Below are 12,077 nucleotides of genomic sequence, written 5' to 3'. Positions count from 1 at the left end.
GCTTCGAGGCGACAATGCATGGCATGCGCACCACATTCCGCAACTGGGGCGGTGAGAGCGTCGAGCACAATTTCCGCCGTGAAGTGCTTGAGCATTGTCTGTCGCATCGGGTTGGCGACGAGAGCGACCTGTCTTACTTGACTGGCGATATGATCGAGCGACGGCGGATCGTCCTGCAGTCCTGGGCGGACTACGTGAAGCCGCGCAAGCCAAAAGCTGCAAAAAAAGCCCTCTCTTAAGCTTGTGGCTTGATCACTGCTCGCCAACTTTCGGCGATGTGCGCACCCAACGGATCAGATCGTCGCGAGCCGCTTCATAGATGTTTATGACTGCATCGCGGTCGCAGCCATGGCGCGAAGCGGAGAGCCGACTGTAGCCGTTACCTTCGTGCCGAGGGTCCTTTCGACGCGAGAGCGAGAAAGGATATCCGCCATGAAGGAGCTATAGGCATCAACCCCGATCGGCGCAGATTAATAGGTTCAAATCGCAGAGGCGCAACCATCGAGGCCGACATTCGCTGATCGTTGCCATTTGAAAGGGACAGTCCCTAAGTCCCGAACCCAGCCAATCCGAAATTCCGACAGCGCCGCTGATTAAGAGGCGTATGATTTGTTTGGGAAATCAACGCCCATTCCGACAAACGCATCGATAGACCTTCATTGAAACCGCAATAGGCTTTCCTCTTGTCGGAATGGCGCGGTAAGCTGAGCCTGTCGAGGGCAACGTCCTTCGCGAGCGTAATTCGCGCGGCTGCGCGTCGAGTTGAGGACCGATTGACTGTAGGGAGCGTTCACCTACGGCAGAATTCCTGATCGAAGCCCATCGTAGTAACTATGGAACTGTTTCTCATAGTCCCGATCGACGATTGCCGATGCATCGTAGGCCGGACTGTCCCTCACCTTCTGCCGATCGACGTTGATGTTCACCAGGTTATCCGTCCAATCGATCTCTTGTATCGACCGTGGAGAAACGAGGACCTTCTTCCCTGGCCACCAGTTCTTCGTATCGACAATCAGATAGTGGATGCTCCAGTCGGCATCCTCAATGAGGAAGTCATCGACGTGGCCAATCTCGCCGTCGCTCGCGTGAATATGGTACCCGGTAATCGCCTCAATGCTGCGAAGATGCGGATCGTCGTCACTTCGCCGGGCGGCGGCAATGTCTTCCTCGCGACGACTGGACCCTTGCAACGGCAATGGCGCGATGGCGCCTCCCCCATAACCAAAGCCGTAGCCACCCATGTAGAGGCCCGTGCTCCAATACGGACTCCAACCATAATAGTCGTAAATATTGGCCTCAATCTGCCGCGACACGGGCCGCCTGGTATCGATATCCGGACCGTCCTTGACTTGCTGCATGGTCAATCGAACAGCAAATTCGCGGCGCTCAGCGTCGAGGTGCCCTAGCGCGAAGGCAGGCAGGAGAACCTTGCGACCGGAGAGCCAATTGCCGGTATCGACGACCAGCCAGCGAACCAACCAGCTCACGTCGTCGAACAGGAAATCGCTTACGGTGCCGAGGTGACCGTCACTTGCGGCAATGAAGTAGCCGTCGATCGCGGATGTATTACGCAGCATTGCTGCTCTCCTTTTGGATTTAAAGCTCCGGTTATCGGCGGCCTTCGAAGCGGCATCGATTTCATCCGATACCGAGCCGGAAACAGTCGCATGGTCGATGAGCCGATGTTAGTGATCGCTCGATCGCATCGTTAGAATCGGAAACTACTCAGTAGCCAGCTCGGCGCGATTGAGTGGCCGGCCATTCGGCCGTTACTGGCCGGAATTCATCGACGGCGCCGGTGGAAAAGTGGAGCTGGCAGGCTTTGGCTCGACGTTGTCTGGTTTGGCCGGCAGTTGATGGTTCGCTATCAGGAATTGCGAGCCCATCACGAAGCACATGAAGACCACGTAGATCCACCACGGAGCGGACTTCAATACCGCCCCAGCGCCATTTGTTCGTTGCTGCCCGCCGTGGAATCCATGCGAGCGCGGCAGCAGCGCGATCAGGCGAGCGGCAATCGTGCGGGGGTCCGGATACGACGCGGCTCTGTCAGGCAAAGCGCCAATCAGCGCTGCCAATTCCTTGGTCGCGGTCTCCCCCGGCAATTGAGCCAGTTTGGCAGCCTCCTGCCAGGGATCCACGTCAGATCGCGCCAAACCGGAAAGCACGCTCACCAGCATGCCGTTCTTGTCCTCGCCGATCGGCGCGAACAGGAAATCATTGAATAGACATTGGTGCGGTTGTCATTTGATCATCGATTGTGACCGCCCGATCTCGGGTAAAACAGCGAAATTGGACCGTATCGGGAGACACGCTGCTCCGTTAGGCTCGGAAACTACCTAAGCCCGCACCTTGCCTCGTTCAGCCGGGCGGTGCCCTAGCCGGTCGTTCCATCGTTCTCGGCATTAGCCAACGCACCCAGGAGAACCGCCGCGCATCGATCATGGATAAGACCAGCTCGAAATCACTTCCAGCGCTGGCCTGTTTGGCGCTGGCAACTCCGTGGAACCAACTCGAAAAGCCGCTGATCTAGTTTCAGGTGCCTCAGCGCCAAAATGGGCTGATATTTCTCTGCCCGCTCGGCGGCCTGGGACAGCTTTAATTCCGCCGAAGGGCCCACTTGCGCTCAAGCGAAACCATGAGTTGATCCTCATTCGACCTTATTCCGTCTCGTATCTCCTTTCGTTCTTCCGGATCGAAATCCGCCGTCGCAAGCCTTACCCAGCCTATGCGCATCTTTTCAAGCTGCTCGTCAATTTCGCCTTGCACCCGATTAAGGTCATTATCCGACATGGTCGATCTCCCTCGTTCAATATCTCCGGTCGCGGCTTTGAGCGACGCTATCATTTGAGACTTCCTGGCCTCGGTCTGCATACCAAAATTCGCTCAACGACGCACGGCAGCTTTTCCTGACCGCTCTCCGGGAGCGAGCTCTTTCGCATGCTGTCACTTCGCGAGTGCACTTTTCGGGTTGAGTTTTTGAATATGACCGCTCTCAGTTCCTGCCGTCGGATCTATAACGACGTTGATGAGCGCCGGTTTTCCTGCGGCTAGTGCGTCGGTCAGGGCCTTCGTGAGACTCGGCGTATCCTCCACATGATAAGCGACGCCACCAAAGGCCTCGATAAGCTTGTCGTAGCGAGCATTCGGGATAAAGCCGGTCGGTGAGGGTTCGGCGCCAATTGCGTCACCGTGATAGATACCACCATTGTTGAAAACGAGGATGACGATCGGCAACTTGTACCGGCAGATCGTCTCGATCTCCATACCGCTAAATCCGAATGCGCTGTCTCCTTCGATGGCGACAACAGGCTTGCCACTGACCACAGCCGCGCCGATGGCATACCCCATGCCGATACCCATTTCTCCCCAGGTTCCGCTATCAAGACGCTTGCGGGGTTCGAACATGTCGATGATGTTCCGAGCGAAGTCGAGCGTGTTCGCGCCTTCATTGACGATATAAATGTCGGGCCGACCGACAAGGCCGCTGCGAACCGCGTGAAGCGCACTTGAGAAGTTCATCGGATGCGGCTGTGCCTTGAGACGGGCGGCCATGCGCTCGACGTTGTGCTGCTTGTGTTGAGCAATCGCGGCGAGCCATGCGGCACTGGACTGGATCCGGCCAGGTTTGAGGGCGGCGAGAAGGGCTGCGATGGAAGACTTGATGTCACCGACAACGGGCGCAGCAATTGGACAATTACTGTCGATTTCCGTCGGTGCGATATCCAGCTGAACATAGCGCGTGTTCGCTGGCCATAGCGGCCGTTTACCGTGCGACAACAGCCAGTTCAGCCGCGCTCCGATCAGGACCACGACGTCGGCCTCGCCGATCACCAGGGAGCGGGCTGCTGCCGCCGATTGCGGATGATCGTCCGGCAGAAGTCCCTTTGCCATAGACATTGGCAGGAACGGGATTCCCGTGGTTTCGATGAAAGACCGGATATCCTTATCGGCCTGCGCATATGCCGCGCCTTTGCCCAGAATGATGAGCGGTCGCTTTGACGTCGCAAGCAGATCAAGCGCGCGTCTGATCGATTCTGGCGACGGGGTCTGGCTTGGCGCTGGATCAACAACCTTCACAAGCGATCTCTGCGCTGTCTCTTCGTCGAGGGTTGCGCTGAGTGTCTCTCCAGTCAGGTCGAGATAGACGCCTCCAGGCCGCCCGGATACGGCGGCATGGATCGCGCGCGCAATTCCGATCCCAATATCTTCTGGATTGTCGACCCGGAACGCCGCCTTGGCAAAGGGCTTTGCGGCGTTCAACTGGTCGAGTTCTTCGTAAGCGCCTTGCTCGAGATCCACGGTCGCTCGATTGCTCGATCCGCTGATCAAGATCATCGGAAAGCAGTTGATAGTGGCGTTGGCGAGAGCCAACAATCCGTTCAGGAAACCCGGCGCTGAAACCGTAAGACAGATGCCCGGCTTCTGCGTCAGATAACCGGTGATTGCGGCTGCGTTGCCAGCACTTTGCTCGTGACGAAACCCCAGGTACCGGAGCCCTTCCGCTTGCGCCAAACGGGCGAGATCCGTGATAGGAATTCCGGCGACGCCATAAATGGTGTCGATTCCATTGAGCTTAAGGGCGTCCACCACAAGGTGAAACCCGTCAGTCATGCTCACTTGCTTGTCCATGTCATCGCCTCCGACATTTTCTTTCACTATGTAGCTTGATGATCTTCATCTTCAGTTTCGGAAGCTCTCGGCGTCAATCCACGAACCGATATTGGCATGGACGCCGCGGCTTGCGATCAGACGACTCCCTTTTTGCGCAATTCGGATATCTGATTGGCAGAGTAGCCAAGGTGATTCAGCACCTCGTTGTTATTTGCGCCAAGCAAGGGAGCACCGGTGATGTTGGGTGTGAAAGCCGAGAATTTCATCGGGCACCCAACCGTAAGGTATTTTCCCCGGGGCTCTTCCTCGACTTCGACGACCGAGCCGTTCGCTCGCAACGATGGATCGTGGGCGATCTCTTTCATCGACAGGACCGGGCCGACCGGCACATCCGCTTTGCCCAGTGCTTCGACCGCCTGGTATTTATCCTTATCCGCCAGCCATTTTTCGATCTCACCGAATACGTCGAAGATGTGCTTGCCCCGAGCTTCCGGGGTGGCATATGCGGGGTCCGTCTTCCATTCCGGCTTGCCAATGGCATCGCACAGTTTTGTCCAGCCCCACGCCTGGAGGATGATGTAGATGTAGTCGTTGGAATCTGTCTTCCAGTTCTTGCACTTGAGCACCCAGCCCGCACTGCCACCACCGCTGGAATTGCCGCTGCGCGGAACCGTATCGCCGAACTTGCCGTTCGGATATTGCGGGTATTCTTTTAGCACTCCCGTATTTTCCAGACGCTCCTGATCGCGCAGCTTGACCCGGCAGAGGTTCAGCACAGCATCCTGCATCGACATATAAACCTTCTGCCCCTCACCCGTCTTTTCCCGGTGGATTAGCGCGGCCAGAATGCCGATCAGTAAATGCATCCCGGTGTTGCTGTCGCCCAGGGCTGCGCCACTGATCGTGGGGGGACCTTCCGGAAAGCCGGTGGTTGAGGCGGAGCCGCCCGCGCATTGCGCGATATCCTCATAGACCTTGAGGTGAGCGAAAGGTGAGTTTTCGGGAAAGCCCTTGATCGTGCCGTAGATCGTACGAGGGTTTAATTCGTGGATGTGGTCCCAGCCAAACCCCATCCGTTCAACTGCCCCGGGTGCGAAATTCTCGACGAAGATGTCGGATTCCTTGATGAGCTGTTCGAGGATTTTCTTGCCTTCTGGGGTCTTGGTATTCAGCTCCAGCGATTTCTTGTTGCTGTTGAGCATCGTGAAGTAAAGTCCGTCTAGATCGGGATAGTCGCGCAACTGGCCGCGGGTAACATCGCCTTTGCCGGGGAGTTCCACCTTCAGCACATCTGCGCCGAACCATGCCAGCATCTGCGTGCAGGATGGCCCCGCTTGGACGCCGGTGAAGTCGACGACTTTAATTCCTTCAAGGGGCAGGCTCATAATTGGGTCTCCTTTTTAAAACGCGAAGAGCGAGATTGTTCAGTGGGCGATCTTCGAACCGGTCGCAGCTTGCGGGTCGGTCAGTGTGTCTTCAGCGTGATGCCGATTTGCGGCCGGCCGCAGGACCACGAGCACCAGGAAAGCAGCAACGACGTTGATGCCCGTCGCCACAAAAAGCAGATCGTTCCAGTTGCCGGTTGCCTTCGCCGCGACCGCTCCAAGCGGCACGAGAAACGCCGCAGCACCCTTCGCGGTGTAGAGCATGCCTGTATTCGTGGTGGCGTATTTCGCGCCGAACAAATCAGTGCACATGGACGGAAACAGACTGAAGATGTTTCCCCAGCAAAAGAACACCATACCGACGAAGAAGATGAATCCCCAAGGATGGCCTCCCAGCATATACAGCAGGAAATAGCTTGCGGCGCCGAGGGTGAAAGCGATCGCCATCGTCTGCCAAAGACCGATTTGGTCAGACACCCAGCCAAAAAGCGGCCGGGCGACGCCGTTCATGACGTTCGCGAAAACGAGAGCCACGGAAAGTGTCGTAGCGCTCAGGAAAACTACCACGTTTGAAATGTGGTATGCTTCCGCAATCGGCGCGAGATACGCGGTTACGACCAAGCCACCGGCGCACATGAGCACATCCAACACATAAAGGACCCAAAATACGCGGCTGCCAAGGACCTCGCGAGCTGTATAGCTCCGGCTTGTTTGCTGAACATTGACCTCGGCGATCACTGGCGCTTCGCCTGGATCTGGATTCCGGATGAATTGCGAAACGATTAGAACGACACCGCCCTGAATCAAACCGAACCAGAAGAATGCTGACTCGTAACCATGGCCTTCGATGACCATTCGGATCGGAATAATGGTGAGCGCGGCGCCTGCGCCAAAACCGCCTGCAACCAAACCGACGGCTAGACCGCGATGATCCTTGAACCATTTCACCGCCGTACCGACGGCCGTGCAATACACTGCGCCGGATCCAAGACCCGACAATGCACCTCCGACATACAACGCAGTCAACGAAGCTGCGTAGGAATCAATGACCCAACCCAGGCCAACTAAGACACCTCCGACACCCATTACGATACGTGGCCCGATGTGTGGGCCCAATCTGTCCGCAATCCAGCCGTTTACGGGTGTCGCCCAAGTCTCAAGTGCCACGAAAAGCGTGAAGGCAATCTGGATATCGGAGACCGCCCAAGCATGCGCCTTCTGCAATGGAAGGACAAATACCGACCATCCATATTGGAGATTGGCAATCATGATCATGCAGACGACGCCCAGGATCAAGTGCCGCCATCGCTCGTTACTGGGCCGGGCCACGCTGACCGGCATCGAAATTGCCAAGGTGCTCATTGTCGTGCTCCAAAATAAAACTGACGTGACTTCTCTCTATGCGTGATGAGCGGCTGTTTTCCTGACTAGTGTAGATTTGGGGGCCGCTGCGAATTCACGCCGCAATGCATCGCCATGTTGGTTTAGTGTTGGGGCGCCAACTCGCACCTTGGGGTCGACATATCCCGAGATCTTAACGGGATTGCCCGGCATCCGAACTCCGCCGGCCTCGATCAACATATTGCGCGCAATGGTTTGCGGGTGCACCGCTGCCTCGGCGACATTCAAAACCGGTCCAACCGGGACACCAGCGTCGTGAATAACTTTCAGCCAGTGCGCGGCGGGCTGCTTCTTGAAAGCAAGTTCGAGCTCATATTTCAGAGCCGCGTTATTTTCTGTCCGGTGCTGGTTCGATAGAAATCGGTTGTCCAAAATGAGAGCCGGCCGGCCGATGGCTTTGCAGAGTTCGGCGAACAGGTGGTCATTTCCGCAGCAAACAACAAAATCCTTGTCAGCCGATTCGAACACATCGAACGGCGTCATGAACGGATGACGATTTCCGATCCGGTGAAGAGGCTTACCCGTTGCAACAAACTCCATGAAACCATGTTCGAGGAATGCGAGCGTTGAGTCGAACATCGCCACGTCAACATGTGCGCCCCTACCGGTCTTCTCACGGGCGTAAAGCGCGCTCGCTATGCCGGAAAACATGAACACCCCGGCACAGAGATCAGAAAGGGAGGTTCCCACGCGGGTTGGCGGCCCGTCCGGAAATCCTGTCATGCTCATGATTCCGCTCATCGCCTGGATAATCGTGTCGTAGGCAGGTGAACTCGTTAATGGCCCGGTTTGGCCGAATCCCGAGGATGATGCGTAAACGAGCCGAGGATTGATCTTGACAAGATCGTCATAGGAAAATCCGAGATGCTTCATCGTTCCGGGGCGAAAATTTTCAGCGAGCACGTCGGCGGTGGAGACCATGTTGAGAAAGATTGCCTTGTCGGCGTTATCTTTCAAATTGAGAATGATGCTTTCTTTGCCTCGGTTGACGAAGCTGAAATAAAGCGATTGATCCTTGTAGAATGGCCCATAGGTCCGTGTGTCGTCTCCATGTCCTGGAGGCTCGATTTTGATGACCCGTGCTCCGAGGTCGCTTAGAATCGTCGTTCCGAAAGGACCGTTAAGCACATGCGTTAGGTCAATGACGACCAATCCCGAGAATGGGCCAGGGGTCTTTTCAGTAATCGACATTGTGTTAGTCCTCTCGCGTCGAGTGTCCGCAGATCGTAGGAGCGGTTCAGCGCTTCGTGGTGTTTCCTTAATGCCAGTTGGCGCAGTGCGTTCTCCGATGCCGTTGCTGGCCGACGAGACCGACCATAATAGCCTGCAGCCTCATCGGAAGGCTCGGAAACTACTCATGCGATAGATCTTGCGACGCGGGACGACGCGCCTGTGCTTCCCGGCACAAAAGCCGTAGATCGGGGTCTATCGCTGGGATTTCGATTTGCGCGTGTTTGATTGAGAGTCAGGTCGAACTCGTCGAGGTAGAGGAGCCGCCTATCACTGATGTGTGGCTACCCTAATAGATGAATTTTGGACGCCGCCGTCGGCTGATGTGGGATCACCAATCCTTCCCGGTTGACCCTGGGAGCGCCTTTGACGATCTGTTCGACGGGATCGTCTCAGACCTGCTGCGGCATCGTTTCAGTCCGATAGTTTCTTGGCAAAAGCGGAACGACCCTCACATGGCAGTATTGGTGCAGTCTAGGGCCGCTCGACGGCCAAGCGTTTCATGAAGGAATTCCACAATGAACACCAATAGGTTTTTGACGGCGGTCGCCGTCGTAACTTTCATAGCTGCGACTGGCGGCGCTTTCGCTCAGAAGGAACCGGCACAGAAGCCGGCCAGTCCGTTCATGGACCACAATACCAACTTGACGTTTGATACCTCGCCGGACGACCGTACCCGGATGCGCGAGATCTTCGGCAACGACCGCTCCACACGGAGGGTCGATCACGTCAAGTTCAGCCTGTCGGTCGGTACGGTTGTGCCGCGTTCAGTCCGCCTCATCGCGCTTCCTCAAACCATAGTTGCTATCCAGCCGACATGGCGCGGGGATGAATACTTCAGGGTTGGACATCGGATTGTTGTCGTGGATGCGCAGTCAAAGGAGATCCTTGGATTACTTGGGATATAGCTTTCAAGCATCTTCTGGATTCGAGAGAAAGAGTACACGTGTATCGGCCGTGTGCATTTCTTAGCATTTGCGCACTCCATATAGTTCCCGCCCCGCCGTTCGACGGTCCTTCAAACCAGGATCGTCCGCGGGTCAGCCGATAGCTGTATCTTCCAGCAGCTACCAGCTGACATTAGTTATCGCTGGTCGCAGGCGACTGAGTCGGAAACTACTGAATTGCTTGTCAGCGACGGCAGATCCCCAGTGCATTAGTTGTGCGGTCGCTTCGTGGACTCCGGACAGCGCCGCAACTGTTACGCCGCTTCAGGATGCTTCCGGGCTACGCTCGCATGCCTACGAAACCGCTTCCCCAATTCACTGCTAAATTCCGCCCACCACTGATCTCTTTCAACGAAGCGACCCCCCGCTCGGCCTAAGGCCACTTGACGCCCAAGGCCTTCGCTCGGCGAGTTTAACTTGCCCGAAAGATCTCATGACGCCTGGGCGAGAGTCCGGGGCAAGACCAGATCGGTTTCGACTAGCTCCAAGCGGAATACTCTGTTGCTTGTCTTCCAGAACACCAGTTCGCGCTCGGCTAGGTTCGGAAGCACGTCCTCGACGATCTGCACATGCTCTTTTATCCCGTATGGCACCGGACCGAAGTCGGTGCCGAACACCACACGGTCCACACCGCACATTTCAACCGCTGCTCGCAGTCCGATTGGGTTGAAGCCCATGCAGTCGACCAGGATGTTGGTCTTGAAGTAGTCGGATGGCGGCCGTTTGTTCTTGTAAGGCTTGCCGGCCGGCGGGTTGCGGATCCCTTTGTAGTTAAGGTGCCAGTTGAATTCGAGGCGTCCAAGGACCGACGCGAGTTCGCCGCCCATATGAACGATCACTACCTGCAGCTTCGGGTGGCGATCGAACAAACCGGAGGCGATCATCCGGGCGCCGTTGACGGTCGAGTCGAAGGGGCGGCCAACCGCCTCGTTGAGGCGGTATTGCATGAGCGACTCATGCCCGATCGACAGCATCGGTGGATGGATGTGCACCACGATGTCATTCGCTTCCGCAAACTCCCACAGCCATTCCGCCTTGGGGCTATCGAGGAAGACGCGATCCGCGCCGTCGCCGTAGCTGGACGCCACCGCAATTGCCTTGGCGCCACCCTGGCGGATCATCTCCTCGACAACGGGCCGACAGGCCTCTTCGAGTGCGTGTGCGTTGGCCGTGGGTGCGAACTCGCCGGGATAGCGATCCATGATTTCCACGTATTCGTCGTTAAAGAACTTGAGGCCCTCGACTGTGCTGCCTTGGAGCAGATCCCGCGCAAGCCACTCCACCTCGCCGCCATTGGTCATGAGGCTGAGGGTGATGCCGCCCTCGCGCTGGATAGGCATGGCGTAGTCCAGATCGAAAACCTCGCGATAGGCCATCAAGTCCAGAGCGTTGGTCTGCGGGAATCCTTGCTTCGGGTCGAGGAGGCCTCGCTCCTCGATCTTGGCTTGCATTTTTTTCCCCCACGGGTGCCGGTGGGTATCGACGATGGCCCGGCGTTCAGTCTTATTGGGTAGTGTCATGGTGGCTTCCTTAATAGTTTGCGGAAAAGAGTGCGCGCGCCGGTGTTATGGAGTGTTTCTCCGGCGCTATTGCTTGGTCGTCTGGTGTGGCGGAATCACGGCGCCGTCAAAACTCATGAGGCGCTTCGGTGGGACGGGCAATCAAGAGATACATATACACCGCCGACTGGCAGATCCTCGGTGCGCCGCCCCACTTAGCGGCAGCGATTCGGTAACGAATTTGCGTAGTCGCCGGGTGCTCCCAATCCGTTCCGAGAATTCCGACGCCTGAATGTTGAATTAGGTCAGCTGGTGCAGACGCACAAAAACGTCGCGCAATAAGAATCCATCATATGAATAGTCGCGGCCGCGTGATGCCTGACATGAACAGCCGTCCAGATTCTGCGGAACACAGAGACTTGGAGGGCACCCGCAGCCGTGTTGTCAGAGCCACCCAACCGCTTCGAAATTGGTCGAAATAGCTGATGTCCTCGGAATGATGGGCTCTCTCGATCGAAGCGGCTCGGTAGCGGGCCCACGGGTCGGGCAACGCGTTCAACAGGTTTTGAACACCCACGCCGTGCCAACAGGTGCCTTCCTGATGAATCGCAAAGGCACCATTTGATGACAACCCAAATGCATCACGCAGACACCCGAAAAGATCCTCAAGCTCATCGAGCGTACTCAAATCGAGAGACAGAGTGAGCCGGACACCATCGCCGTAGCCTCGACTCGTGTCCGGAATCTCCATTGAAAACGCCGCATGTGCGAATCCGGTTCCGGAGAAAAAAAAGGGCGATCAGTGTGGCCCAGCCTTGAATTCCAGGGTCGAACGCGGGAGAGCGACTCCCAAGTATTCACCACCTTCACTGGTTCGAAACCACACCCGACCGTTGCTTCGAAGCTCGCTGCGTTTCTTATTGATGAGATTCAAAAGGCGCGCCTTGGAGCCGCGGTGCAATTCTATCTCGTATTGAACGAAGACCAGTACTTCGCGGGTA

12 protein-coding genes and 1 pseudogene are annotated in these 12,077 nt (G+C 56.6%); 4 read left to right on the top strand and 9 right to left on the bottom strand.

From position 1 onward, the window contains the following. Nucleotides 1–239 (top strand): annotated as a pseudogene (locus ABSE61_RS34375) (integrase); the annotation flags it as partial. 555 nt (nucleotides 240–794) lie between these two features. Here the strand turns inward: ABSE61_RS34375 and ABSE61_RS34370 are convergent. The 6 genes from ABSE61_RS34370 to oxlT all read right to left on the bottom strand — a co-directional run bounded on the left by ABSE61_RS34370 (nucleotide 795) and on the right by oxlT (nucleotide 7,274). Next, nucleotides 795–1,577 carry a PRC-barrel domain-containing protein gene (locus tag ABSE61_RS34370; protein WP_423875637.1) on the bottom strand — a complete coding sequence of 261 codons (783 nt, stop codon included), beginning with the start codon at nucleotides 1,575–1,577 and terminating at the stop codon, nucleotides 795–797. A gap of 192 nt (nucleotides 1,578–1,769) precedes the next feature. Then, nucleotides 1,770–2,180 carry a hypothetical protein gene (locus tag ABSE61_RS34365; RefSeq protein WP_423875636.1) on the bottom strand — a complete coding sequence of 137 codons (411 nt, stop codon included), beginning with the start codon at nucleotides 2,178–2,180 and terminating at the stop codon, nucleotides 1,770–1,772. Between the two features lie 418 nt (nucleotides 2,181–2,598). Next, nucleotides 2,599–2,793, bottom strand: a complete 195-nt coding sequence (locus ABSE61_RS34360) for a hypothetical protein (protein ID WP_423875635.1) — start codon at nucleotides 2,791–2,793, stop codon at nucleotides 2,599–2,601. A gap of 153 nt (nucleotides 2,794–2,946) precedes the next feature. Next, on the bottom strand, nucleotides 2,947–4,632 hold the full coding sequence (gene oxc, locus ABSE61_RS34355; RefSeq protein ID WP_423875634.1) for an oxalyl-CoA decarboxylase: 1,686 nt from the start codon (nucleotides 4,630–4,632) through the stop codon (nucleotides 2,947–2,949). A gap of 116 nt (nucleotides 4,633–4,748) precedes the next feature. Further along, nucleotides 4,749–5,999, bottom strand: coding sequence for a formyl-CoA transferase (gene frc / locus ABSE61_RS34350; protein WP_423875633.1), 1,251 nt, complete (start codon nucleotides 5,997–5,999; stop codon nucleotides 4,749–4,751). Nucleotides 6,000–6,038: 39 nt separating this feature from the next. Next, nucleotides 6,039–7,274 carry an oxalate/formate MFS antiporter gene (gene oxlT / locus ABSE61_RS34345; RefSeq protein ID WP_423875632.1) on the bottom strand — a complete coding sequence of 412 codons (1,236 nt, stop codon included), beginning with the start codon at nucleotides 7,272–7,274 and terminating at the stop codon, nucleotides 6,039–6,041. Here oxlT and ABSE61_RS34340 point away from each other — a divergent pair. Beyond that, complete coding sequence (locus ABSE61_RS34340) at nucleotides 7,267–7,407, top strand: hypothetical protein (RefSeq protein WP_423875631.1); 141 nt, start codon at nucleotides 7,267–7,269, stop codon at nucleotides 7,405–7,407. The genes oxlT and ABSE61_RS34340 overlap by 8 nt on opposite strands. Here the strand turns inward: ABSE61_RS34340 and yfdE are convergent. Continuing rightward, complete coding sequence (gene yfdE, locus ABSE61_RS34335) at nucleotides 7,398–8,591, bottom strand: CoA:oxalate CoA-transferase (protein WP_423875630.1); 1,194 nt, start codon at nucleotides 8,589–8,591, stop codon at nucleotides 7,398–7,400. The genes ABSE61_RS34340 and yfdE overlap by 10 nt on opposite strands. Before the next feature lie 557 nt (nucleotides 8,592–9,148). Here yfdE and ABSE61_RS34330 point away from each other — a divergent pair. Next, a complete protein-coding gene (locus ABSE61_RS34330) occupies nucleotides 9,149–9,538 on the top strand; it encodes a DUF1236 domain-containing protein (protein ID WP_423875629.1) in 390 nt (129 codons plus the stop codon). 470 nt (nucleotides 9,539–10,008) lie between these two features. On the opposite strand, the gene ABSE61_RS34325 is transcribed toward ABSE61_RS34330, so the two are convergent. Together ABSE61_RS34325 and ABSE61_RS34320 are read right to left on the bottom strand one after the other, a co-directional pair. Next, nucleotides 10,009–11,097, bottom strand: a complete 1,089-nt coding sequence (locus ABSE61_RS34325; protein WP_423875628.1) for an amidohydrolase family protein — start codon at nucleotides 11,095–11,097, stop codon at nucleotides 10,009–10,011. A gap of 328 nt (nucleotides 11,098–11,425) precedes the next feature. After that, a complete protein-coding gene (locus ABSE61_RS34320; RefSeq protein ID WP_423875627.1) occupies nucleotides 11,426–11,827 on the bottom strand; it encodes a hypothetical protein in 402 nt (133 codons plus the stop codon). Nucleotides 11,828–11,839: 12 nt separating this feature from the next. Between ABSE61_RS34320 and ABSE61_RS34315 the strand changes: the two genes are divergently transcribed. Continuing rightward, nucleotides 11,840–12,077, top strand: a 238-nt coding sequence (locus ABSE61_RS34315) for a hypothetical protein (protein ID WP_423875626.1), incomplete at its 3' end; no start/stop codon positions are given.

The organism is Bradyrhizobium sp. (genome assembly GCF_049519115.1).
Lineage (GTDB): Bacteria > Pseudomonadota > Alphaproteobacteria > Rhizobiales > Xanthobacteraceae > Bradyrhizobium.
The sequence above is the reverse complement of the archived record's forward strand: the minus strand, read 5'-3'. Positions and strand labels throughout refer to the sequence as shown.